At 64.2% G+C, this 24,739-nt stretch carries 21 protein-coding genes; 6 read left to right on the forward strand and 15 right to left on the reverse strand.

The window, feature by feature from the left end:
- The first annotated feature begins 69 nt into the window (after positions 1-69).
- On the forward strand, positions 70-1,797 hold the full coding sequence (locus ACE3P0_RS11400) for an alpha-amylase family glycosyl hydrolase (protein WP_374402737.1): 1,728 nt from the start codon (positions 70-72) through the stop codon (positions 1,795-1,797).
- Between the two features lie 65 nt (positions 1,798-1,862).
- Here ACE3P0_RS11400 and ACE3P0_RS11405 read toward each other — a convergent pair whose 3' ends face one another.
- The 3 genes from ACE3P0_RS11405 to ACE3P0_RS11415 form a co-directional block, all read right to left on the reverse strand.
- Positions 1,863-3,191 (reverse strand): glutamine synthetase family protein, encoded by a 1,329-nt coding sequence (locus ACE3P0_RS11405; RefSeq protein ID WP_374402738.1) that lies wholly within the window; start codon positions 3,189-3,191, stop codon positions 1,863-1,865.
- A 172-nt stretch (positions 3,192-3,363) separates the two neighbouring features.
- The gene (locus tag ACE3P0_RS11410; RefSeq protein WP_374402739.1) at positions 3,364-5,022 is read right to left on the reverse strand and encodes a DEAD/DEAH box helicase; all 1,659 of its coding nucleotides are present in this window, start codon (positions 5,020-5,022) and stop codon (positions 3,364-3,366) included.
- Positions 5,023-5,311: 289 nt separating this feature from the next.
- Positions 5,312-5,848, reverse strand: a complete 537-nt coding sequence (locus ACE3P0_RS11415; RefSeq protein WP_374402740.1) for an N-acetyltransferase family protein — start codon at positions 5,846-5,848, stop codon at positions 5,312-5,314.
- Between the two features lie 166 nt (positions 5,849-6,014).
- Here ACE3P0_RS11415 and ACE3P0_RS11420 point away from each other — a divergent pair, with 166 nt between their 5' ends.
- Positions 6,015-6,467, forward strand: coding sequence for a DUF962 domain-containing protein (locus ACE3P0_RS11420; protein ID WP_374402741.1), 453 nt, complete (start codon positions 6,015-6,017; stop codon positions 6,465-6,467).
- Positions 6,468-6,577: 110 nt separating this feature from the next.
- Here the strand turns inward: ACE3P0_RS11420 and ACE3P0_RS11425 are convergent, their stop codons facing one another.
- Together ACE3P0_RS11425 and ACE3P0_RS11430 are read right to left on the reverse strand one after the other, a co-directional pair.
- Positions 6,578-7,246 carry an HAD family hydrolase gene (locus tag ACE3P0_RS11425; RefSeq protein WP_374402742.1) on the reverse strand — a complete coding sequence of 223 codons (669 nt, stop codon included), beginning with the start codon at positions 7,244-7,246 and terminating at the stop codon, positions 6,578-6,580.
- 11 nt (positions 7,247-7,257) lie between these two features.
- Positions 7,258-8,337, reverse strand: coding sequence for a hypothetical protein (locus ACE3P0_RS11430; protein WP_374402743.1), 1,080 nt, complete (start codon positions 8,335-8,337; stop codon positions 7,258-7,260).
- Positions 8,338-8,489: 152 nt separating this feature from the next.
- On the opposite strand from ACE3P0_RS11430, the gene ACE3P0_RS11435 reads away from it, so the two are divergent.
- The 3 genes from ACE3P0_RS11435 (at position 8,490) to ACE3P0_RS11445 (ending at position 12,061) form a co-directional block, all read left to right on the forward strand.
- Positions 8,490-10,868, forward strand: coding sequence for a LuxR C-terminal-related transcriptional regulator (locus ACE3P0_RS11435; protein WP_374402744.1), 2,379 nt, complete (start codon positions 8,490-8,492; stop codon positions 10,866-10,868).
- 100 nt (positions 10,869-10,968) lie between these two features.
- Positions 10,969-11,508, forward strand: coding sequence for a hypothetical protein (locus ACE3P0_RS11440; RefSeq protein ID WP_374402745.1), 540 nt, complete (start codon positions 10,969-10,971; stop codon positions 11,506-11,508).
- Positions 11,489-12,061 (forward strand): hypothetical protein, encoded by a 573-nt coding sequence (locus ACE3P0_RS11445; RefSeq protein ID WP_374402746.1) that lies wholly within the window; start codon positions 11,489-11,491, stop codon positions 12,059-12,061. Before ACE3P0_RS11440 ends, ACE3P0_RS11445 begins: the two co-directional genes overlap by 20 nt.
- On the opposite strand, the gene frdD is transcribed toward ACE3P0_RS11445, so the two are convergent.
- The 8 genes from frdD to ACE3P0_RS11485 all read right to left on the reverse strand — a co-directional run bounded on the left by frdD (position 12,058) and on the right by ACE3P0_RS11485 (position 20,747).
- Positions 12,058-12,417, reverse strand: coding sequence for a fumarate reductase subunit FrdD (frdD, locus tag ACE3P0_RS11450; RefSeq protein ID WP_374402747.1), 360 nt, complete (start codon positions 12,415-12,417; stop codon positions 12,058-12,060). The genes ACE3P0_RS11445 and frdD overlap by 4 nt on opposite strands.
- Complete coding sequence (locus tag ACE3P0_RS11455; protein ID WP_374402748.1) at positions 12,414-12,812, reverse strand: fumarate reductase subunit C; 399 nt, start codon at positions 12,810-12,812, stop codon at positions 12,414-12,416. The genes frdD and ACE3P0_RS11455 overlap by 4 nt, the downstream gene beginning before the upstream one ends.
- Positions 12,809-13,570 (reverse strand): succinate dehydrogenase/fumarate reductase iron-sulfur subunit, encoded by a 762-nt coding sequence (locus ACE3P0_RS11460; RefSeq protein WP_374402749.1) that lies wholly within the window; start codon positions 13,568-13,570, stop codon positions 12,809-12,811. Before ACE3P0_RS11460 ends, ACE3P0_RS11455 begins: the two co-directional genes overlap by 4 nt.
- Positions 13,563-15,347 carry a fumarate reductase (quinol) flavoprotein subunit gene (gene frdA, locus ACE3P0_RS11465; protein WP_374402750.1) on the reverse strand — a complete coding sequence of 595 codons (1,785 nt, stop codon included), beginning with the start codon at positions 15,345-15,347 and terminating at the stop codon, positions 13,563-13,565. The genes ACE3P0_RS11460 and frdA overlap by 8 nt, the downstream gene beginning before the upstream one ends.
- A 146-nt stretch (positions 15,348-15,493) precedes the next feature.
- Positions 15,494-15,922, reverse strand: coding sequence for a PaaI family thioesterase (locus ACE3P0_RS11470; protein WP_374402753.1), 429 nt, complete (start codon positions 15,920-15,922; stop codon positions 15,494-15,496).
- Between the two features lie 57 nt (positions 15,923-15,979).
- On the reverse strand, positions 15,980-18,607 hold the full coding sequence (gene alaS / locus ACE3P0_RS11475) for an alanine--tRNA ligase (protein ID WP_374402754.1): 2,628 nt from the start codon (positions 18,605-18,607) through the stop codon (positions 15,980-15,982).
- Positions 18,608-18,726: 119 nt separating this feature from the next.
- Positions 18,727-19,464 carry a glycerophosphodiester phosphodiesterase gene (ugpQ, locus tag ACE3P0_RS11480; RefSeq protein WP_374402756.1) on the reverse strand — a complete coding sequence of 246 codons (738 nt, stop codon included), beginning with the start codon at positions 19,462-19,464 and terminating at the stop codon, positions 18,727-18,729.
- Positions 19,465-19,472: 8 nt separating this feature from the next.
- Positions 19,473-20,747, reverse strand: a complete 1,275-nt coding sequence (locus tag ACE3P0_RS11485) for an extracellular solute-binding protein (RefSeq protein ID WP_374402758.1) — start codon at positions 20,745-20,747, stop codon at positions 19,473-19,475.
- Between the two features lie 146 nt (positions 20,748-20,893).
- Between ACE3P0_RS11485 and ACE3P0_RS11490 the strand changes: the two genes are divergently transcribed.
- The gene (locus ACE3P0_RS11490) at positions 20,894-21,361 is read left to right on the forward strand and encodes a hypothetical protein (RefSeq protein ID WP_374402759.1); all 468 of its coding nucleotides are present in this window, start codon (positions 20,894-20,896) and stop codon (positions 21,359-21,361) included.
- A 27-nt stretch (positions 21,362-21,388) separates the two neighbouring features.
- Here the strand turns inward: ACE3P0_RS11490 and ACE3P0_RS11495 are convergent, their stop codons facing one another.
- Positions 21,389-23,194, reverse strand: a complete 1,806-nt coding sequence (locus tag ACE3P0_RS11495; RefSeq protein ID WP_374402760.1) for a putative bifunctional diguanylate cyclase/phosphodiesterase — start codon at positions 23,192-23,194, stop codon at positions 21,389-21,391.
- Positions 23,191-24,693: an HD-GYP domain-containing protein gene (locus tag ACE3P0_RS11500; RefSeq protein WP_374402761.1), complete on the reverse strand. Its 1,503-nt coding sequence runs from the start codon at positions 24,691-24,693 to the stop codon at positions 23,191-23,193. The genes ACE3P0_RS11495 and ACE3P0_RS11500 overlap by 4 nt, the downstream gene beginning before the upstream one ends.
- Positions 24,694-24,739: the final 46 nt, after the last annotated feature.

Consider the following 24,739-nt stretch of genomic DNA (forward strand, 5'->3'; position numbering starts at 1 on the left):
GGCGGCAGCGACGCCAGGGAGGCTCGGGCTCATAAGCCCGAATCCACATCAATCAGGAGCAACAGACCCATGCGCAGCACCTTGTTCAAGCAGATCCCGATCGCCGTTGCACTCTCGCTCGCCCTCGGCGCCTGCGGTGGCGGAGGTGGCGGCGGCGACACAACCACGCCGACGACCCCCACCACCCCCACGACGCCTTCGGACGGCGCGATCACCATCTCCGCCGCCGCTGCCAGCACCGACAGCCGCCTCGCCTGCTTCAAGGGCACCGTCAGCACCGAGTGCGGGCTGCGCGTCTACCAGATCATGGTCGAGTCCTTCGTGGACGGCGATGCGAGCGCCAACTACAACTTTGGCTACGGCACCAGCCACCACAAGGGCGACCTGCAAGGCATCATCAACTCGCTCGACTACATCAAGAGCACCGGCTCGAACGCGATCTGGCTGACGCCGATATTCGAGTCGACGGCCAAACCGGGGCAGGATGTCTGGGCCAATCGTCTTGATGCGACTGGCTATTTCACCAGCGACTACTTCAAGATCGACCCCAAGTTCGGCACGCTCGCACAAGCCAAAAAGCTGGTCGATGAAGCGCACAAACGCGGCCTCTACGTCTTCTTCGATGGCGTCTTCGGCCACCACAAGGACAATCTGGCCCAGTCGCCAACCGGGAAACTCCCCGCCACCACGACGACCTGTACCAGCGACAATGGCACTTACAAAGCAGGTACCAACCAGCTTTGCGACGATTACACAAAACCCGAGACGCTTGCGTTCTACAAGGAAGTCGCAACTTACTGGGTTACGCAACTCGGTATCGACGGCTGGCGCCTTGATCAAGCCTACCAAGTCCCGGTCTCGGCTTGGCAGGAACTCAAGAGCGCTGTTGCCACCGCGTCGCAAGCGGTGACTTACAGCAATGGATCGAGCGTCATACATCCGCTTGGCTACATGGTGGCGGAGGTCTGGAGCGGCGAAAGCACGATCACGGCCAAAGCCTACGGCAGCAGCAACAGCCCCGCGCTCAGTTCTGCATTCGACTTCCCCAGCCGCTATCGCGTCGTGCAAACGCTGGCTGTTGAAGAAAGCGGCACGGGCAAGAAGCCGGCAAGTACGCTGAAGGAGGTCTACGCGACGGTTCAGGCCGCCTACCCTGCCCACGCCATGCCGAACCTGATGCTGACCAACCACGATCTGGTCCGCTTCGGTGATCTGCTGCAGCGTGGTGGCATCGCGCAGCCCTCGGACGACGCCTACTGGAATCGTCACAAGCTGGCCTTCTCGTTCATGGCCGCCTACAGCGGTCCGATCACGCTGTATTACGGCGACGAGATCGGCCAGGAAGTCGCCAATTTCGCAGCCAGGGTCACCAACAACTGTGCAGAACAGGGGCTCTGCGACGATCACGTCAGCCGCGACAGCGCGCTGATCGACGGCGTGGCAACCACGGTCGGCGGCGCGGTCGGCGCGCTCAGCGCACGCCAGAGCGATCTGAAGAACTACGTCGCTCAACTGTGGGCGCTGCGCGACAGCAACCCGGCGCTCGCCTTCGGTTCGCGCACGCACATCTACGCTGACAACACGCTGTATATCGATCGTAAGGATGCCGGCGCCAACCGCGTGCTGGTGATCCTCAATACCGGCAGCAGCGAAGCAACGATCAAACTCGATAGCAAGGCCATCAGTGGCGTCACGACCGATCTAAGCGATCTGCTCGCAAGCAGCACGATCAGCGCTGCCGACGGGATCTACACGATCAAGGTGCCGGCGCTCAGCGCCCGCTTCCTTAAGTTCTGATCAGGCACGACACCCAGCAAAAGGGCCGGAGCAATCCGGCCCTTTTTCGTTCACCCAGCTTCTATTTAGACCTGTAACGCGAGATGCCTGCGCTCCCAAGCGCCGACCTCGCCCATGAAGGCATCGAACTCGGTCTGTTTGACACCGCAGTAGGCGCGTACGAATCCCGCACCCAGCATGTCGGCAGCCGGTGCACTGTCACGCAACTGCTGCAGCGCCGCCTCCATGCCCAAGGGTAGTTCGCGCGGGAAGGCGTAGCCAGAACGCGCGCCGATCGAATCGCGCCTCGCCAGGCTCTCTTCCATGCCGCGCAAGCCGCACGCCAAGGACGCGGCAATCACGAGGTATGGATTCGCGTCGCTGCCAGCGAGCCGGTTCTCCACCCGCCGCCCAACCGGCGGCGCGCTCGGCACACGCAAGGCCACGGTGCGGTTGTCTTCCGCCCATTCCAGGTTAACCGGCGCCTGGGAACCGTTGACGTAACGCCGCCAAGAATTGATGAAGGGCGCGAACACCAACATCAGATCCGGCATGTAGCGCTGCAAGCCGCCCATGAAGGCGCGGAACGCATCGCTATCACTGCCGTCAGCCGTCGCGAAGATGTTGTTTCCCGCCGCATCCACCACGCTCTGATGCAGATGCATCGAGCTCCCGGGTTGTCCGGCGACCGGCTTGGCCATGAACACGGCGAGCAGGCCATGCCTCGCGGCGATTTCGCGCAGCGCCATCTTGAAGTAGATCACCTGGTCCGCCAGATCCATCGGATCGCCATGCAGCAAGTTGATCTCGTACTGCGATGCGCCCACCTCATGCAGCCAGGTGTCCGTGCGCACCCCCAAACCATCCAGCGTCGCCGCGAGTTCGTCCCAGAATGCCGCATGCTCATTCGCCGCATCCAGGCTGTAGCCCGCGGGTGTTTGTTCCACCACGCCACCGCGGCCACGTGGCGCCTCGAACCCGTGCTCGATTCGATCGTTACGATCGAAGAGGTAAAACTCGATCTCCGGTGCGACTACCGCCTGCAACCCGCGCTGCCGGTAAGCATCGAGTACCCGACGCAATACCGCACGGGCCGCGAAGTCCGACGCACGCCCGTCGCCGTGCACCGCGTCGTGAATGGCAATCGCACGGTTCGGGCGCCACGGCAGCACGCGCAAGCTGCGCGGGTCGGCAATCAGCCGGATATCCTGATCCGCGTCACCGGTGATGTCGTCGTCCGGGTAGTTACCGTCGATCGTATGCAAACCGATCGCCTCGGCAATCCGCAACTCCGCGCCATTCTTGAAGTCGCGCAACGGCCGGATCTTGCCGCGCGGCACCGCATTCACATCAGGGAACATGCAGGCGACGTCGCGCACCGCGGCGAGATCGATCGTTCGGGTCTGATAGGACATGGCGGCTTCGTCGTCCGTGGCGCGACAATGAAAACCGAATAGCGTACCCGCCAATCAGCCTTACCGCGAGAGCCATTTGGGCGCGCGCGCCCACACCACCTGCCCCGCTCAAGTCCCAATACAAAGAAAAACGGCCGGGATATCCCGGCCGTCTCTGGCAATCGAAACGCGATCAGTCGAACTTGCGACGCGGGCGCTCGGCACCGAAGGGCTTGCTGTCACCCCAGGACTTGCGCGGCGCGTCCGGACGACGGTCGCCAAAACCGCGATCGCCGCTCGGGCGGGCGTTGCGCTGCGGGCGGTCACCGTAAGGTGCGGCGTCGCGTGCCGGGCGGTCGCCATAGCTACGCGGCGCATCGTCGCGGCCGAAAGATTCACGCTTCGGATAGCGGTCGCCATTACTGAAGCCTTCGCGGCTGGCCGGGCGTTCGCTGTTGCCGAAGCTTTCGCCACGCGGGGCACGGTCGCCAAAGCTACGCGGTTCGCTCGCGAACGGGCGACGATCGCCAAAGCTGCGCTCGCCTTGCGGACGGCGATCACCAAAACTGCGTTCGCCCTGCGGACGACGGTCGCCGAAATTGCGATCGCCAAACGGGCGGCCTTCGCGACGCTCGCCTTGCGGGCGACGCTCGTCCCACTTGCGCGGCGCCGGGCGACGACCATCACCACGGGCGCCCGGCTTGAACTCGGCCACCATGCCTTCGACTTCGGTGATCTTCACCGGGCGACCGATGAAGCGCTCGATGCCGCGAAGCGCGCCCACATCGTCGCGACCAACGAAGGACACCGCGGTACCGGTGGCGCCGGCGCGGCCAGTACGGCCGATACGGTGCACATAGTCTTCGGCGAACTTCGGCAGATCGAAGTTGAATACATGCGTGATCGCCGGCACGTCGATGCCGCGCGCGGCAACGTCGGTGGCCACCAGCACGCGCACTTCACCGCGGCGAAGCTGGTTGAGCATGCGAGTACGCTGGCGCTGCTGCAGGTCACCATGCAGCGCGGCGGTGGCGTGACCCTCCGCGTCCAGCGCGGCGGCGAGTTCGTCGGCGCTGCGCTTGGTCGACGTGAACACGACTGCCTGGCCGCTCGCTTCGCCGTTGAGCCAGTGGCTCAGCAGGCGGCGCTTGTGGCCGAAGTTGTCGACGAAAACGATATGCTGGTCGATCGCGTCGGTGCGCGCGACTTCGGCCTTCACTTCGATCGTCTGCGGATTCTTTTGCAGTTGCGACGAGAGCGACATCACGGTGCGCGACATCGTGGCTGTGAAGCACACCGTCTGGCGATCGGCCGGCAGCTTGGCGGCAATCGCCATCACGTCGTCAGAGAAGCCCATGTCGAGCATGCGGTCGGCTTCGTCGAGCACGAACACTTCGATACGCGAGAAGTCCAGACGGCCCGATTGCATCTGGTCCATCAGGCGACCCGGCGTCGCGACGAGGATCTCGTGCGGCGTCGAGATGGCGCGGTTCTGTTCGCGGTACGACTCGCCACCAGTGACGCAGATCGTCTTGACACGATTGAGCTGGCGCGAAAACTGTTTGGCGGCGTTGGCAACCTGTTGCGCCAATTCGCGGGTCGGCGTCAGCACGAGAACGCGCGGACCGATGCTCTTGGTCTTGGGCGGTTGTGCGAGACGAGCAAGGGCGGGGAGCAGGAAGGCGGCGGTTTTGCCGGTTCCGGTCGGCGCGGACGCAATCAGGTCAGCGCCTTGCAGCAGCATCGGGATTGCTTGCTGCTGCACGGGTGTCGGTTGAGTCAGGCCTTGCGAGGCAAGGGTGGACTCGATGGTTTGGCCAAGGCCAAGGTCGGCGAAGCCGATATCGGACATTCAATTCTCCAGTTCGGGCAAACAAAAGCCGCCTCGGCGCATGAATCGAACATTCGATTCAGTGGCGCAGAGCCAATGAGGGCTTGCTTGGGAGCAACCCGGGATGGCGCATCGCAATAAACATCGATGCCAACCGGGTATGTCGAACGGGGAAGTCCGGAAACGACGGGAAGCTGGAAATCGATGCGTGCCGGAACTGAAACCAACCGGCAGCCGAGACGAGAGGCCGGATTATGCCACGATGACCAGGAAACACCAGCTTTATTTTGCGGCGCAGCGCGCCAGCCCTTCAGCTGCCGCGCAAACGCCCGCTCTGACCGGCGCGTAACCCGCGGATGCTCGGGCCTTCGAGTTCGCGTTCGCCGCGCATGAAAACATTGTCGCGCACCATCGCAAAACCGAGTGCGGTGGCCAGACTAGTCATCGGCAGGTTGGACGCCAGGCAACACAGGCGCACGCGTCGCGCGCCCTGCGCTGCGAGCATCCGCAGCATCCGCTCGCCAAGTCGGCGCGCGAAACCGTTACGCTGCGCCCGCGGCAGCACCGAGAAACTCAACTCCCAGGCGCCATCCCACTCGGGTGCAGCCTGGGCCAGCGCGACAAGATCGCCATCCGGTGAAACCATGCCGCAGAAGATATCGCTTGCGAAATCGAGGTCTTCGGCAAATCGTTGCAGGGTGGCGTCAGGCAGGATGTGTCCGAAACGCTTGTAGCGCGCGCCGGCTGGAAGTGACAGCCAATGCCTTGCGATCGCTTCGACATCGGCGCCCGAGAGGCGTCGCAGTTCCCATTCCCTGCGCGGAGGCGTTTGGCTCGGCCAGCTCATGATGCTGTGCATCATCCACCAAAACGCCGGACGCGGCCACCTTGACGCGGCTTTGCGCTGACGCGGATCAGGAGCCAATGCAACACTGTCGCCCTGGCGATCACTGCGTCGGCCGGAAAGCCCTAATCTCGCCCGCACAAAAGCCAACACCCACGGAGCCAAGCCCATGCAGACAAGCACCGCCAACGGTTCAATGCGCGAAGTCGATCGTCTGCTCTCGCACTACGGCGAGAGCCACCGCAACCCGACCAACGAGAAGATCCACTTGGTCTGCATTCCGCTGATTCTGGCGAGCCTCGTTGGTCTGATGTGGGCCGCGAGCGCTTGGCTCGCGCTGGGCTTCATTGCGGCAAGCCTCGTCTACTACGCGCGGCTGTCACCGGCCTTCCTGATCGCGATGAGCCTGGTCAGCGTCATCGTGCTTGGCATCGTGTCGGCGTTGGGCGAACAGCGACTGCTGATATCACTCGCAGTGTTTGTCGTGGCGTGGATCGGCCAGTTCGTGGGTCACCGCATCGAGGGCAAGAAGCCGTCATTCTTCGAGGATCTGCGCTACCTTTGGGTGGGCCCGCTGTTCTGTCTGAGCTTTGCGTTCCGCGCGCTCGGCTTGCGCTGGTAACGCTTGATCCACAGAAAATGTGTGTGGTCCTGTGGATAAACACTGTGGGGGTGCGCCAAGCCATTGAAGCAAATGCGATTTGGCGTTCTGCTCAAGAATGAGGCAGACGATCAGGCCGGCGCCGCCTCACAGGATATCTGCGCCAACCATTCGTCATAGTCGCTTGCGTTCCAGCGGGCACCTTCGGCCAGTGCGGCGCTGGCCGACATGCCGGTAAGTATCGCCGCGACCGGGCAGCCTGCCGCAACACCAGCCTGAATGCCAAGGCGCGAATCCTCGTGCACCAGGGCTTCACCCGGAGCAATGCCGAGTCGAACGCAGGCTTCGATGAACGGGTCGGGATGCGGCTTGCCGCGCTCGACATCTTCTGCACCCAGCGTCAGCTTGAAGACGCCCTCCAACCCAAGTTCGGACAGCGTGAAATCGATATTGATGCGCGGCGCATTGGTCACCAGCGCAGCCGCAATTCCTCGCGCCGATAGCCAGGACAGATAGGCGGCGAGGCCGGGCAAGCAGGTCATGCGCCCGCGCGCGAGCGCATGAAAACGCAGCTCCTTATCGTCGTGCAGGCGCTGCGCTTCCTCACCGGCGACATCGCGACCGAGCACCGCACGCACCACGTCAAGGGTGCGACCCGGAACCAACCTCGGATCGCCGGGCGCAAGCCCCCCGCCGGTATGCTCACGCGCAAAAGCGTCCCATGCCGCGTCATGCAGCGCGGTGCTGTCGGTAATCGTGCCGTCCATGTCGAACAGCACTGCTTTGAAGGGGAAGTGCATCGCTTCTCCGCTCATGTCGCAATCTGCCAACGTACCGCGCTTGCGCGATCGTCTGCCAGCTGGGCGAGCAAAGCCTCGCGAGAAAGCCCGGCGTCGTGCCAGAAGAACGCATCGAGCGCCTTGAGCGCCACGAAATGTTCGCTGACTGCTTCGATCAACCAATCGGTACGCGCCAGCGTGCGACGAGTGCAGGTCTGCCCGCGCAGATCGTCATCCAGATCCAGGCGATGTGAACGCCAGCCTTCAGCCAGGTAAAGCGCGGCCGGGTCTTCGCGCAGCGCGCGTGTCCACCGCGCGATGATGGCAGTGAACAAGCCGATTACCGTGTGCGTTGCGCCCATGGCGCGAAGACCACTGACGAGCCTTTCGTAGGCCGCAAGCGCAATCTGCTTTTCAAGCACGAAATCCTTCAAGGCGGCACCCTGCCCCGCCGCCTTTTCGCGCTCCAGCAGCACCGCAAAGTAGTTGCGCGTCTCGAAGCGCTCGGCGGGGTGGAACAGCAGTGCGTCAAGACCGTTGGAATTGAAATCCACCCGCGGATCGAAGCGATACATGTAGCCAAAGTCGAACATCCAGAGTCGCGAGCCGTCGTCGACCACGTTTCCGGGCGACACATCCCACTCGAAGAAGCCGCGTAGGTAGAGATCGACAAGCAGATCGAACAGGCTCGACAGCGTCCGCTCGTCCCAGCGCCGTGCGATCTCGCCGTCAATCCACGGCGACACGATCAGGCCTTTGCGGAACGAGGCATAGCGCGTCCGCACCACTCCGGGCGGACAGTCGTCCCCCAAGGCTTCGAGCTCGCAGCGGCGCTGCACCTCGTTCAGAAACGAAGTCTGGCCGTCCGGGTTCTGGACCAGGCTGGCGCTGCGGGCGCGCTTGATGTTCCAGTCGCCGGTCGGGGTGCGCAGTCGATACACGAAACCCGTCAGGCCGCCGGTATGCGCTTCGACGACATCCGGGTGGGTCTCGTCGAGGGTAAGCAGCTGCTCGATCGGCATCGGCAGCGCGCCGGCATCCCCCAGACCAATCTCTTCGCCGCTCGCTGCAAACGCCAGTTGGGCGGCTTGGCGGGCTTCATCACGGGTCATCTGCGTACTCCTGATTGTTTCGCTGTTTTGCTGTGGTGACCATGCTCCGCTTGCGCTGAAACGAAGTCGTCAAACCCTGAGGTTGATTGTCGCGGTACGATGCTCGGATGCAGATGGACACCCTCCACCCACCCGCACCATTCCAACCCGACATGCCACGTCCGCGCGTTGCTGCAGCCCTTCAGGCTGCGCTGCAGCGCCCCTTGGTGACCATGCTGGCGCCCGGCGGTTACGGCAAGACTTGCGCTCTGCGCAGCCTCTGGAACGACTGGAAAGGCGCGCGCGCCTGGATTGGCTGCAAACGCGACAGAGCCGGGCTGAACAAGACGCTGGATCGTGCGATCAAAGCGGTCGGCGACGAAGGTCTGTTGATCATCGACGGCATCGAGCAACTCGACACAACCGGCGCCGAAACACTTGCCGCATCGGTCGACACCCTCCCGCGCGGCGTTAAGCTGATTCTTTCCGGCCGCAACGCGGGCTCGTTGCCGGTGTCGCTATGGCGCTCACAAGGCCGACTGTCGGCGCTCAACGCCCATCACCTCGCGCTATCGCCGGACGAATGGCGCAACGCCGGGCTGGAAGACGACGCGGAAACCTGGGCAGGCTGGTGGGGCGCGAGACAGGCCACCGTGCATCCAGACGCCGCCTGGGACGAAGAACTGGCGCACTGGCTCGATCTGGCCTGGCTGAATGAACTGAGTGACGCGCAGATCGCTGCACTGGGCCGCGCGGCGCTGCTGCCGGAGTCACGCCCCGAGTGGCTGATGGCGCTGGGTATCGGCGCCAAGTCACAAGCCGATGCCGCAATGCTGCAGGTCGCAACGCTCGCCGGCCCGCTGTGCAACGCCGGCGGTGGTGTGCGGCTCGCATCGCGTTTCCGCCCCTACATCGTCGCCGCATGGCGCGCACGCGACCCGGAGGCTTGGCGCGCTGCACTCGATAACGGCTGTGCCGCCCTGCTCGCGCGCGGCGAGCACGCGCCGGCTGCGATGCTCGCGCTGGACGCAGGCGACACGGCGCTGTGTCTTGGCGTGATCGAGTCGGCCGGCTGGCGCATGCTGTTTGATCGCAATCGCAGCCTGCTGCGCACGCTGCTCGACGCGACCGCCACCGAAACCGGGCACGTGCCGCGTGCGCTACTCGATGCCGCCTGGAAGGTAGAAGTCGCCAAACTGCCGCACGAAGCGGACGCCCAGGTCAGCCGCCTTTGCGAACACCCGGACCCGGCCATCGCCGCACCGGCGCGCGCGCTCGCGGCATCCATCTCGTTTCAGTACGACGGCTTTTCATGCGCAGCGGGCCATGCTGATGCGGCGTTGAAAGCCCTGCACGAAGACCTCCACCCCAGCTTCGCATTGGCAGAGCATGTCGCCGCAGGTTGCGCGCTGGCGCTGGGTGATCTTGAGCATGCCCAGCGCGCACTGACCCATATGCAGGCCTGCGCCGACCGTGATCGGCTCGACTGGCTGCAGTTCGAAGCTTTGCATCGTCGCGCCGCGCTGATGCTCGAACGCGGCGATCTCGACACCGCCATGCGCTGGTCGATAGAACGGCGTAAGCGGGTACGCATCGCTGGGCTTGAATCAGCCGCTGCACTGGACCCCAGCGTGCGGCTGGAAGCGACGATCCATCTGCGCCGCCTCGATACCACTTCCGCCCGCCGTCTCTTGCAAGCCGGCACCGATGCAGCCTGCACCTACGGCGAATACTGGAGTTTCACCTACGGCACGCTGCAGACGATCAGCTCGCTGATCGAAGGGCGTGCCCACGAAGCAGACGATGGCGTAACGTGGTTGGAAGGGCAGCTTGCCGAGCGCTTTCTGTGCCTGAAATGGCGCGCCGAAGCGCTCTTGCCGCGGATCTGGCTGCGGGCGCGCGAAGCCAATCGCGAAGGCCTGCTTGAGATCGCCGCACGCGCGGAAGCTGAATCCTGGCCCGATTGCCTCTATCGCGATCGGCGCGATCTGCTGTGCGCCGCGGCACGCATGCTTGCGGGTGAGGCGCCCGACACCGACGCCCTCGCCGCCCGCGTCAACCGCCTTGAACAAGGTGGTGCGGCGGATCTGGCAACGCTCGGCCGCCGCTTGCTGGCGCTACACACGGTCGACAGTGCCGCTTTGCTGCATGAAGTTCGACATGCAGCCGCGCACAACGACCGCCTGGACTGGCTCTGGCTCGCCCCGCGCGCCCTGGGGCCGCTCGAAGCATTGCTGGGCGACACCTCCCTTGCTGGCGATACGGTGACGCGGAATTTCCTGCGTGAACTCGTGCAACGTCTGCTTGAACGGCGGCGTGACAACAAGCCCGTCGAAGCGGACGACGCCGCCGCCGAGAGCCCGCCGCCTGCCGGGCTCACGGCCAAGGAATGGCAGATCCTGCAGTTGATCGGCGAACAGCTCACCAACGAGCAGATCGCCACGCGGCTGCATGTGTCGCTCGCAACGGTGAAGACGCACATCAACCACATCTACTCCAAGCTCGGCATTCGCACGCGGACCGAAGCAGTGCATCGCGCGCGAACGCTCTAGCAGCCGCCTCGGGTAGCCACGCCCGCAGCTGCGCGCTAGCATCATCGATATGACAGGCGAAGCGGCGCGCGGTCTCCGGCGGCGCGGATCGGGAGGAAGCATGGCTGGCGCACGCACACCAGGCCCCACGGGCATCGGCAACACCAGTCCGCTCGAGGACGACGGAACGCTGGCACTGATGGAAACACCTGTGCCAGGGCCTGCCACCCCGCCCGCCGAAGCCGCACCGGCAACGAGTGCGCCGGGCGACACGTCGACAGCGAGCACGCGGGTCAAGGTCGACGACATGATCAAGCATCTCGACGCACACGCCCACGCCACCAGCCAGGGACAATGCGCGAAATACGTGCGACTCGCGATCGAAGCCGGCGGTATTACGATCGCGCCGCCACGCCCGGTATACGCCAAGGACTATGGTCCCAAGCTCGCCTCGCTCGGGTTCAGCAAGATCGACACCGCGGACTACACCCCCCAGAAGGGCGACGTGGTCGTGATACAGCCGCCCAAGGGGCAAACCGCTGGTCACATCCAGATCTACAACGGCACGACCTGGGTGTCCGACTTCGTGCAAGGCAGCGGCATCTACCCCGGCCCGGCATACCGCAAGGAAAAGGTTGGGTATGAAATCTATCGCCCGTAAAGCGCTGCGCTGCGCCGCGCTGGCGTGCCTGCTCAGCGGCGTGCCCGCGCTGGCGGACAGCGGCACGGTTGCGATGACCGATCCGTTGTTCGGTTTGTCCTTCGACCCGGCGGCCGTGCGTTTCCCGACCTGGCAGGACAGCCAGGTCACGCGGCGTGAGCTGGGCAGCAGCCGCAAATGGGTATTCGGCTGCGCTCAGTCCGGTGACGCCAGTACTTGTGTGATCGCCGGCATGCGTTCGGTGCAGAGCGACGGGGGCGGAAAAGCCGTGAGCGAACCGGATTTTGGCGCTGTCGTGTATCGCCGCGGCACGATGCAACAGGTGCTGGGTACGCCCGATCGCATGTTCGACGCGAAGCCCATCGTATCCGAGCGCGTGCGCAAGGCGCTGCTTGCCGACGCCGTGGCGCGCTACACCCGCGCGTTCGGCGGAAAAGAAAAACTGCAGGCCGAGATCACCGCGCAGCAGCTGACGCGCGACGCGCTGCAAGCCGCTGCGGTCGAAGCGCTGGAGGCGGGCGGCTTGTCAGTGCCCGCCGAGTCGACGCCTTAAAACCCGATCGAAAGCAGCGCTGCCGCCGCAAGCACGGTTGCTGCCGCCGGCACACCATAGCAGACCGCACGCGCAACACCACCGGCATGAATGCCGAAGTCGTGCAGGCTGTGGAAGATGCGATGGCCGGCGTGCCACAGGAACAGCGACACCACGAGGAACAGGAAGCCCTTGCCCAACCAATGCCGGGCAAGCGCGTGGGCGTGCTCATAACGCAGCGCGTCGGGTGCGAACATCACACCCAGTGGTACCGCTAGGCCGGTGACGATAACCAGCGCGGGGCCGATCAGCGCAGAGAACATGCCCCCTGCCCCGAACAGCAGCCAGAAGATGGGTTCATTGCTGCGCTTGGTCATTGCAGGACTCCCCAGGCAAGCCCGATTACCAACGCACTCGCGATCATCGCGGCCAGCAAACCGCCACCGGTAATCGCGCCTGCGGACAGGCGTTTGCCCCCCAACACAACCGGCGGCAAGGTCTTGGGCATGATCTTGAACCAGGTGTAGCTGTGGTAACACATCGCCAGCAGCATCACGCCATGCGCGAAGATCGACCACGGGCTACGCAACACAGCGAGCCACAGGTTCCATGCCGCTTCGCCTTGCACAAGGCACAACAACCCGCTCAGCAACACCAACGCATAGGCCGCCACAAAGCAGGCCGTCGCCTCATGGATGACGTATTCAACGAAGTACGGATTCTTGCGCCACCACCCCTGCATCGGGCGCTTGTATGGGCGTCGGGCCGTCATTCGCAGTCTCCCTTTGCCTTGGGTCGCACGAAGCGCAGGAAGTAGTCCTGCGCCACTTTGGTCTTGTTCACGTTGACCGCGTTGGCCGGATCAACGCCCTTCGGGCATACCTCGGAGCAGTAGCCGACTGCCGTGCAGTTGAATACGCCCTCGTGGCCGTGGATCTCCTGCATCCGTTCGGCCTCTGCACCATCGCGCGAATCGGCGTTATAGCGATGCAGCAAGGCGATGATGCCGGGGCCGAGGAACTTGTCGTTCAGGCCGTACTGCGGGCACGCCGCATAGCAAAGCATGCAGTTGATGCACGAGGAGAACTGCTCGTAGACGTCCAACTCAGCTGGCGTCTGGATGTACTCGCCCTGCTCCAGCGTGCGCGCCTCTTTCGGGATGATCCAGGGCTTGATGCGCTGAAGCTTCTCGATGAAGTCGTCGGCGACGATGACCAGATCGCGTTCGATCGGAAAATGCGCCAGCGCCTCGATCCGCACGCGGTTCGGGTAGTAGTCGCGCAAGAAGGTCTTGCATGCGAGCTTGGGCACGCCATCAACCATCATCCCGCAACTGCCGCAGATCGCCATGCGGCACGACCAGCGGTAACTGAGCGTACCGTCGAGCCAGTCCTTGATGTACTGGACGCCTTGCAGCACCGACATGTCGTCGGTAAAGGGTACCTTGAAGACCTGTGGCACCGGCTTCTCGTCCTGCTCGGGGCGATAGCGCATCACCTCGATCTCGATAATCTTTTCCTGTTCAGACACCGGCGGCACTCCTTTCCTGCTCGACGCGCTCACCTTCGGCGCCGTAGGCACGTACGCCGGGCGGCAGGTGTGTGATCTTCACCGGCCCATACTCGATGCGCGGCGCCTCGCGCCCGGCATAGACGGCCAACGAATGCGCAAGGAAATTCAGGTCGTCGCGCACTTCAAACCCGTCGAGACGCTGGTGTGCGCCGCGCGACTCGCGTCGCGCCAGCGCCGAATGCGCGATCGCCTGAGCAACCTCGAGTTGATAGCCCAACTCGATGGCAAGCAGCCATTCGGAGTTCCACACGCGGGATCGGTCATCGAGCTTCACGCGCCGGAAACGCTCGCGCAGTTCGGCGAGCTTGTCGCACGTCGCCTGCATCTCATCTCCGAGTCGATAGATGCCGCAGCCCTGCTCCATCGTCTGCGCCATCTCGGTTCGCAGCGTGGCGATGCGTTCGCTTCCCTCAGTGTCGATCACCGCGCGCACGCGACTTTCAATGTCCGACGCCTGCTCGGCGAGGTGGTTGCGCCGCAGGGGCGCCGAATCTTGCGCGAATCGCGCTGCTGACTCGCCCGCCACCTTGCCGAAAACGCACAGCTCAGCCAGCGAGTTCGACCCAAGCCGGTTGGCACCATGAATGCCAACGCTCGAACACTCTCCGGCCGCGAACAGCCCGCGCAAGGGCGCAGCACAGTTGCCATCGACCAGAATGCCACCCATCGTGTAATGCACCGCGGGCCGCACCGGGATTGGCGCCTTCGCAGGGTCGATGCCGAGGAACTCTTCGGCCAACTCGCAGATCTGCGGCAGGCGCTCGCGCAGCTTCTTTTCGCCCAGGTGGCGCAAATCCAGATTCACGACGGAGCCGTGCGGCCCATCGATCGTTCGCCCCTTGCGCTCCTCATGCCAGAAGGCCTGTGAGAGTCTGTCGCGCGGCCCCAATTCCATCGCCTTCTTGCGCGGCCACGGGTCGGCTGGGCCAAGCCCGTAGTCCTGCAGGTAACGGTAGCCATCGCGGTTGGTTAGAATCCCGCCTTCTCCGCGACAGCCTTCGGTGAACAACAGGCCGGTACCTGGCATGCAGGTCGGGTGGTATTGCATGAACTCCATGTCGCGCAGCGGCACGCCGTGACGATATGCGAGCGCCATGCCATCCCCAGTGACGATGCCGCCGTTGGTGTTCTGACGGAACACACGGCCGGCACCACCAGTTGCCAGCACGACTGACGGCGCCTGAATCTGCACCAGCTCGCCGCTCGCAATCTGGATCGCGACCACGCCCCCGCAACGCCCCTCATCAACCAACAGATCGGCGCAGAAGTACTCGTCGAAACGCTTGATCGACGGGTATTTCATCGACGTCTGGAACAGCGTGTGCAGCATGTGGAAGCCGGTCTTGTCGGCGGCGAACCAAGTGCGCTCAATCTTCATGCCGCCAAAGGCACGCACGTTGATATGGCCGTCATCCTTGCGGCTCCAAGGGCAGCCCCAGTGCTCCATCTGCACCATCTCTTCGGCGCAATGCGCGACGAAGTAGTCCACGACATCCTGCTCGCAGAGCCAGTCACCACCGGCAACGGTGTCGTGGAAATGGTGTTCGAGACTGTCGTGCGCCTGGACCACGGCGGCAGAGCCGCCTTCGGCCGCCACGGTGTGGCTGCGCATCGGATAGACCTTGGAGACCAGCGCGACCCGCAGACGCGGATCGAATTCGGCGACCGCGATAGCGGCCCGCAAACCGGCGCCGCCGGCACCGACGATGACGACGTCGGCCTGATAAGTCTGCATGCCCAGCCCTTTCCTGTGGCGTCGCAGGTGGGCACCGAAATACTCACCGGCGGCAGGGAGCCCCAGTGTGCGCGCCGTCGCAGCGCAATCTTTTCGTCTGGATCAAATGCGGGAGCCACGCACCGGCCCCCGCATCGATCCAGAGCTCATGCCTTGGGCCAGAGAATCATCTGCGTGCAGCGGAAGAGTGCGATCTTGCTACCGTCGGCACGGCGCACTTCGGCATCCCAGACCTGCGTGGTGCGGCCAAGGTGCACCGCACGCGCTTCGCACAACACCTCGCCCTCCTTCGCAGTGGCGAGGAAATTCGTCTTGAGTTCGATCGTCGTGAAGTTGCTCGCGCCTTCCGGTAGATGCGCAATCGCGCCGTATCCACACGCCGAATCCGCCAGCAAGACGACGCTGGCAGCGTGCAAGAAGCCGTTCGGCGCCATCACCTCCGGCCCCAACGGCAACTTCGCGATCAAACGCCCCTGCTCGAGTTCCAGCACCTCGAAGCCATGGTGCCCGGGCAGGCAGCCGGGGCTCCACGCGTTGAGTTTGTCGACCGTCATGTCGGAGCGCAGTCGCGTCATGTCGTGCTCCACAAATGAAAAGGGCCGCCCGAAGGCGGCCCTTTGATTGAAGCGCGATTAGAGCTTCGAATCTAGCAACTGCAAGACAGTCTCGAAGGCCTCCGGCAGCTTCTCCGGTTGCGTGCCGCCCGCTTGTGCCATGTCGGGGCGGCCACCGCCCTTGCCACCGACAACCTGCGCCGCCGCGCCGACGATTTCGCCAGCCTTGAGGCGATCGGTCAGCGACTTGGTCACCATCGCGACCAGCGAAACCTTGCCGTCGGTCACCGCGGCCGCCACGACGACACCTTCACCGAGACGGTCGCGCGCCTTGTCCGCCACCTCACGCAAGGCAGCGCCATCAACGTTGTCGAGGCGCAGGGCAACGATCTTCACACCCTTGATGGTACGCATGCCCGCCGCCACCAGTTCGTCGAGACGCATCACGACCATTTCGCTCTTGAGCTTCGCGAGCTCCTTCTCGGCCGCCTTGAGCTGTTCCTGCAACTGACCGACACGTGCGACGGCCTCACCGGCCGGCAGCTTGAGCTTTGCCGACAGATCGGCCAGCAAGGCATCCTGAGCCTGAACGATGGCGAACGCCGCATCGCCAGTCACCGCCTCGACGCGGCGGATGCCGGCCGCGACGCCGCCTTGTGCGACGACCTTGAAGAGCCCGATGTCGCCGGTGCGGCTCACATGCGTACCACCGCACAGCTCGCGCGAGGAACCGATGTCAAGCACACGGACTTCATCGCCGTACTTCTCGCCGAACAGCATCATCGCGCCGGTCTTCTGCGCTTCCGCGATCGGCAGCACGCGGGCCTGGGTCGCTGCGTTGGCGAGGATCTCGCGATTGACGATCGCCTCGACCTTCCGGATTTCCTCGTCGGTCATCGGGCCGTTGTGGGCAAAGTCGAAGCGGGTCTTCTCGGCATCAACCTGCGAGCCCTTCTGCTGCACATGCTCGCCCAACACTTCGCGCAGCGCCTTGTGCATCAGGTGGGTCGCGGAGTGGTTGCGCATGATGCGCGCGCGCGACTCGCCATCGACCTTGGCATTCAAAACGTCACCGACACGAACGGTGCCTTCGACAACCTGACCGTGATGGCCGAACACGTCGGCCTGGATCTTCTGCGTGTCTTCGATCACAACGCGCGTGGTGCCGTTCTGCAGCACACCGGCATCGCCGACCTGACCGCCGGATTCGGCATAGAAAGGCGTGTTGTCGAGCACGATGACGGCATCCTGCCCCGCAACGGCCACATCAACGGCCACGCCGTCGACGTAAACCGCCGTGACGCGCGCACCGTCGACGTTGAGCTTGTCGTAGCCGTGGAAGGTGGTCGCACTGCCGCTGTATTCCAGCGCCGCGGCCATCTTGAACTTGCCGGCAGCGCGCGCCTGCTCGCGCTGGCGCGCCATCGCGGCATCGAAGCCTGCGGCATCCACGGTGTAGTTGCGCTCGCGGCAGATGTCGGCCGTCAGGTCGAGCGGGAAGCCGTAGGTGTCGTGCAGTTTGAAGGCGACTTCACCGTCGAGCTCGGTGCGCCCGTTGGTATCCATCACCGCCAGCGTGGCGTCGAGGATTTCCATGCCGTTCTGGATGGTGCGGAAGAAGCTGTCTTCCTCTTCCTTCAGGATCGCGGTGACCTTGCCCTGTTCCTTCACCAACTCGGGGTAGGCCTCGCCCATTTCGGCGACAAGGTCCGGCACCATCTTGTGGAAGAACGCGGCGCGCGCACCAAGCTTGTAGCCGTGGCGGATCGCGCGGCGGATGATCCGGCGCAGCACATAGCCGCGGCCCGCGTTGCCCGGAATCACTCCGTCGGCGATCAGGAACGAGCAGGCGCGGATGTGATCGGCCAGCACCTTCAGCGAGGGGCTATCCATGTCCGCGCTACGGGTCTCGCGCGCAGCGGCCTTGATCAGGCTCTGGAACAGGTCGATCTCGTAGTTGGCATGCACATGCTGCAGCACTGCCGAGATGCGCTCCAGGCCCATGCCTGTGTCCACGCTGGGCTTGGGCAGCGGATGCATCACGCCAGCCTCGTCCCGGTTAAACTGCATGAACACGTTGTTCCAGATCTCGATGTAGCGGTCGCCGTCTTCATCCGGACTTCCCGGCGGGCCGCCCCAGATCTGCTCGCCGTGATCGTAGAAGATCTCGGTGCAGGGGCCGCAAGGGCCGGTGTCACCCATCATCCAGAAGTTGTCGGATGCGTAGCGAGCGCCCTTGTTATCGCCGATACGGATCACCCGCTCGGCCGGCACGCCGACTTCCTTCGTCCAGATGTCGTAGGCCTCGTCGTCCTCCGCATAAACCGTGACCCACAGCTTCTCGGACGGCAGCTTGTAGACCTCGGTCAGCAACTCCCACGCGTACTTGATCGCATCGCGCTTGAAGTAATCACCGAAGCTGAAATTGCCCAGCATCTCGAAGAACGTGTGGTGACGCGCGGTGTAGCCAACGTTCTCGAGGTCGTTGTGCTTGCCGCCGGCGCGCACGCATTTCTGCGAGGTCGTCGCGCGGGTGTAAGGGCGCTTGTCGAAACCGAGGAACACATCCTTGAACTGGTTCATCCCGGCGTTGGTGAACAGCAGTGTCGGGTCGTCGCCCGGCACCAGCGAGCTGGATGAAACGATCTGGTGGCCCTTGGAGGCGAAAAAATCAAGGAACTGGCGGCGGATCTCTGCGCTTTTCATGGCGTTCCGTGCGGTGCTCGCGCGCTGGCGCGATTCGTTGACTGGAAACACGGGATTGTAACTGAAAGCCCTGCCGGGCCATGCACCGCCGGGCCTCGCGCGCCACCCTGGCCAAAGGCTCAGACGTTGGCGGTAACCAGATCGGGGCGATCAGTGATCACCGAGTCGACACCCCAATCGAACAGCTGACGTGCGCGAAGCGGATCGTTCTCGGTGTAGACCGCCAGCCGCAAACCTTCATGCTTGACGGCCGCGATGGTCGCTGCGTCCAGCCGACGGGTATTGCACACGACGCCCTGCGCATCGAGCGCCCTGACCTGCTCACGCCAGTCGGGGGGAAGTTGGTCGAACAGAATCGCGCGCGGCAGATGCGGCGCTGTTTCGGCAGCGGCGGCGAGAGCCGCAACGCAGAAGGAGGAAAGCAGCGGTTGCACCTCAGCGCCCGCCCAACCGGCCGCTGCCGTAGCCGCGGTGATGCGCCCGGTGGCAACCTCGAAGCCTTCGGCGGGCTTGATCTCGACGTTCGCCGTAATGCCCAGCGCTCGGCAGCGCCGGATCGCATCAGCAAACAAGGGAACGCGTTCGCCAGCGAACCGCGCCGAATGCCAAGTACCGGCATCGCACAGCAAGAGCGCCGAATCCGGCGTATCGCAGACACGGCCGTGGCCGTCGGTCGTGCGATCCAGCGTTTCATCGTGGATCAGGACCGGCGTGCCGTTCGAAGACAGCATGACGTCGAACTCGACGCCGAAACAGCGGTGCGCGATGGCAAACTCAAGCCCGATCAAGGTGTTCTCGGGCGCCAGTGTGCCGCCACAGCGATGCGCAAGCACCCGCGGTAGCGGCCACTGGTTCATGACACGACTCAGCTAATACCCAGCGCGCGGTTGCGCGCGACCGCTTCGTCGAGCGCCAGCTTGGCGGCCTTGCCCTGGTTCCAGACGGAATCGAGCTCGTCGTTCAGCACTTGCAAAACACGCGGGCTGCTGCCCAGCGTGGTGGCGCGGGAGTTCGCCGTAGCGGGCGTAGCGATCAGCTGATCGATCGCAACCTTGATGTGCCCGAGTTCGGCGCCCAGCGTGCGGCTGCTGGCAGCAAAGTAACCCGCGCGGTTAAGCGGCAGGTAACCGGTGGCGCGCATCCAGTCGACCTGCTGGGCCGGCTCGAGCCAGAACTGCACGAAGCGGGCAATCGTCTTGTATTCCGCTGCGCTGCGACCCGCGGACACCCACAGCGCGGGGCCATCGGCAAGGGTGTTTTGGTGCGCACCGGGCACATCTTGGTAGTACGGCAGCGCGCTCACGCCCACCGCAAAACCGCCCTTGCTGGCCACCGGCATTGCCGACTGCGGCGCAATCAACATCGCGCAGCTGCCACTGGCGAAGCGATCAACCGCTTCGTCGCCGTGACCGAAGATCTGCAGATAGCGCGACTTCTGCCAGGAGGCCATGCGCGCGAGGTGGCGAACATAGCTGAGACCGTTGACCGCGACTTCACCCTTGCCATTCACGAAAGCCTCGTTATGCCAGGCTGCCGTGTTCTCAAGCAGCACGGTTGCGGGGCGTGCCACCGTTAGCGGGCACGAAACGCCCGAATCGATCAGCTTGCCAGCCACGTCCTGCACTTCAGCCCAGGTATGCGGCACCGCGGCCGGGTCCAGCCCGTTCTTGCGGAATATATCCTGGTTGATGAAAAACACCGGGGTCGCGAGACCGATCGGCAAGCCGAGCAAACGGCCCTTCGCGTCCACCGCGACAGGGGCCACCACTGGCGAGGCCCGTTCTGCAACATCGAGCTTCACGCCAGCATCCTTCACCACTGCATACAACGGCTTGTAGCGCTGCTTGCCGGAGAGGAAGGCATCTTCGCTGGCGCCATCGAGAATCTGCGCCGCGGCCGGGGCCCCCGTATCCCAAGCGCGATCGCTCAACACGATGCGCGCGCCCTTGTTGCTTTCGTTGAAACGCGCGATCAGCGCTTGCAGGGCTTCCTGCTTGTCTTTCGGCAGCTGGCTGGTGATCTCGATATCCGCCACGGCAGCGGCGGGTGCAGCCGGTTTGGCCTTGGGTGCAGCGAAAGCGGGGCCGGCGACAAGAGCGAGCGACAGTGCAATCGGTGAAATCAGACTACGAGTATTCATGGTTGTGCGACTCGATGAAAACGGCATGGAGAGGCTCGATTATAGGCGCGCCAAACGTCATAAATGTCCTTGACACGAGAATTCGGTCAAGTTCTGTCGGCGGGGGACGTAATCATTGCTGGAAGACCTTGCTCCGGAGCCCTGTCATGCAACGCCGCCGCCCGATTCTGACCTTCATCACCCTGATTGCGCTCGGCGCGTTGGCGGGCTGCGAACAGCTTGGTCTGGAGGACGGCAAGGCGGTTGAGGCCGAGGGCAAAGCCATCGGGGCAGCATGCCGGCACGCCGGCCGCGCACTGGAAGACTGTTACCAGATCAACCCAAAGGCGCCGAAGGCCGCGATATTCGCCGGCTGGAAGGAAATGAACGACTACATGACCGAGCAGAAGCTCGAGATCATCAAGCCTTCGCTGCCGCCACCGCTGCCGAAGGCCCGCAAGAAGGCCGACGCTGAAGCGGATACCGAGGCGGACGCGGAAGCGCAAAGCAAGCCGGTCTCGACCGATGCCTCGGCGCCTGAAGCCGGCACCGAGGCCGACAGCAAGAAAGCCGCTGAAGGCGAATCGGGCAAGGCCTCGGGCAAAACTCCTGCCCGCAAATCCGCGGCCCACTGACAACGCCCCTGTCGCAGGGCTCTGGCGTTAGCCCGTAACGGGCGGCCATGCGGCCTGCGTTTCGCTATTCCAGCGCCGCCACCAGGCGATGAAGCCATCAAGAGGCATTGGTCGCGCAATATGGAAACCCTGCGCGGCATCACAGCCCATCGCTCGCAGCATATGCACATGCTCTTCTCGCTCAACGCCCTCAGCGATCACGCTCAAACCAAGGCCTTGCGCGAGTTGCACCACCGACCGCACGATCGCGCGGTCTTGTGCAGTCTCGGGCATCTTATGGACGAACATCCGGTCTATCTTCAGGCGCGTTGCCGGAAGGCGACGTAGCCAGGCAAGCGATGAGTAGCCCGTACCGAAGTCGTCCAACGCAACACCATGGCCGGCATCGCGCAAACGCGCGATGACGCTCATTGTCTGCGCGTCGTCCGCGATCATCGAGCCTTCGGTCAGCTCCAGCGCAAGGCGCGACGGCGCGATGTGCCATGTCGCGAGCGCTTGGGCGATGAATTCCGGCAACTCCGGATCGCGCAGATCACCGCCGGCAAGGTTCACTGCAATGCCGATCGGCACGCCCTGCTCGCCCAACTCGCTCAACATCGCCGTCGCCCGCTGAATGACAAGGCGGGTGAGTTGCTGCATCAATCCGAATTGCTCCGCCATTGCCACCACCGTGAGCGGCGGCACGGCGGTACCGTCGGCGCGCTGCCAGCGGAGCAAGGCTTCAGCGCCAGGACACTCGCCGTCAGAGAGCTGGATCACCGGTTGAAGGTGAAGCTCAAACGCGTTGTTGCGCAGCGCCTCGATGAACTCGCGCTCGGTCTGCACGCGCTCTGCCCGCTCCATTTCGAGTTCTGGGCCAGCGATTCGGATGGTGCGCCCTTCGCGCAGGGCCGCTGCACGGGCACGCCGCGCCGCGTTGAATACCTCGTCCGCGGTGCTCCCGTCCTCCGGCGTCAGCGCCCCACCCACCGCGAGCGTCGCATGCACCGCAAGGCCGACGTTGCGCATGGCCTGCTCGCCGGATTCGAGCAAGGCCGCCGCTGCAAGCTGCGGGCGCACGCCAGCGCCGATGCCGGGGGCCCAGAGCACCCATTCATCGTCGCCCACACGGCACAGAGAATCACCCGCCCTCGCCCGCTTGGCCAGCGAACGCCCGACCTCGGTTCGGGCCAGATCGCGATCCGCGCTGTTGAGTACGATCGCACTGCCGCCCCACATCAGCGCGACGGCAAGCATCGCACTTGAGGGCTCATCGGCCTCCGCCGGCAGGAAAATCTGTTCGAGCGCAGCGCGATTCGGCAAACCGGAACCCGGCTCGACATACTCGGCGAGCAAACGTGCCTGCGCTTCAGTGACGCTGGCAGCACCATCCAGCCAGCCAACAAGGAAAAAACCGATGCGCGAGACGATCTGGATCAGCGAGGCATCAAGCGATGACAGGCTGACACGCTGCGCGGCAAGGTCCGCCTGCAAGGTCGCCACCACCACCGATGCCACCCGCGCTGCAAGCCCCACCGGGACGACCCCAAGCTGAAGCGCCAGCCATAGCGAACGCATCCGCTCCGGCCAGGCCGGATCAAGTTCCCAGCCGATCACATCGAGACAGGTGCTGAAGAAGCTGGCAACCGATGCATGGCCAGCCCTCATCGATGCCTCGTCCGCCAACGGCGCAAGCGCCACGCACAAGCGCTCCCGTAGCGCAGCGGTATCGGCGCTGCGCCAAAGCGCCCGCAGCGCAGATTGCTCGAACTCGCCGAGCCCATGCGCAGCGAGTTCCGCCACGATCTCGGTCGGCGCCGGCACGAACGGCAGAATGGCGTTGAGACGATTCATGCGAGATAGAACTGTGTAGGGTCAATGCCGAAGGCACCCTCGGGCAAGGACCGGGCGATCCGGTAAGCCTCTTCCCGCCCCGGCACCACGGGGTCGTAAAGCAGATCGATCGTGTGCGGATTTGCGTTGGGCGAGTGGTCGTGCGCAAGCAGCACCATCACCCGTGGCTTCAGCCGCCGGATCCGGTTCTGCGCCACGACCACCGCGACCTCGCCAGAGTTGAGTTCGACCAGCGTGCCCGCCGGATAAATACCGATGCACTGCACGAATTGATCAACCAGCCCGGCACTGAAGCGTTCGTCACGCAGACCGATCAGCGCCTCCAGCCCCTGTTGCGACGACAGGGCCGGCCGCCATGAGCGATGACGCGTCATCGCACAAAAGGTATCGACGATGCCGGCCATTTCACCGAACACACCGATCGCCTCACCCGATAACCCGCTTGGATAACCGCTGCCATCAAGCCGTTCGTGGTGGCGCGCCACGACATCCACCAGCGCCAGGTCGATCGACGCATCGGCCCGCAAGATCTGCACCGCGGAATCGACATGGGTCTTGAACAGATCGTATTCGAGCGGCGTCAGCGCAGTCGCCTTCGCCAGCAATCGCGCCGACAGACGCAGCTTGCCGATGTCGAAAAGCATGCCGGCCATGCCCAGCATTGCGATGCGGTCCTGCGGTAGCCCGAGGTGGCGTGCGAACACCATCATGTAGGTGCTGCAATCGAGCGCGTGATCGTAGGTGTAGCGATCCGTTCGCTTCAAGCGCGTGAGCCACAGCAAAGCGTCGGGATGGCGCGTCACGCTGTGCATCATGTCCTGCACGACCTCGCGCGCCCTCCCCAGATCCGGCGGGGCCTGGCGTTCAACGTCGCGCAGGATGTCCTTCACCGCCAGCATCGCCTCGGCGTGGATCGGCGCGGCCGCGAGCAACTCCTGCTCCAGCGGCACATCGATCGGATAGGGATGGTCGGAGCTGATGTCTTCAACGACATCAGACTCCGCTTCGGATGACGCCTCACGGCGGCGCAGCTTGCGCGCGCGGGCGCGCAGCCAGGCCCACACGCCGGCCTGCGCAACGGGCCCAGGCTCCAGCTCTGTACCGCCAACGCTGCGGGCGCCGCGCGATACCGACCAAGCAAAAACCGGTGCCTCACCGCGCACCGTTTCCGCGGACTCGCTGTCGTAAGCCTTGAGCAGCTTCAGAAGCTGGAAGAAGTCCGTCGGTGCCGCCTGGCTCACCATCGTCAGCGGGCGCTCAGTCGGCGGTAGCGCCGGTGCCGGCGGATTCGGCGCCACCACTTTCGCGCGCATATGCCGCGATTCGGAGCGCTCGCGATCGATCAGCACGATGCGGCAGAGCCCGCGCAACTGCGCGAGTTGCTGGTCGGACTCAATCAGGAAGCCTTGCATCAGGAAAGGCGTCTCCAGCCACGGGCGATCGAGTTCGGCCACGAACATCCCGAGTTCGAGCTCCGCTGCCGCAAGAAACTCCTTCAAATCAAGTACTCCTCAAGTTCTGCCCGGCCCATCGGGTAACATCGCA

The organism is Niveibacterium sp. (assembly GCF_041909475.1).
GTDB lineage: Bacteria > Pseudomonadota > Gammaproteobacteria > Burkholderiales > Rhodocyclaceae > Niveibacterium.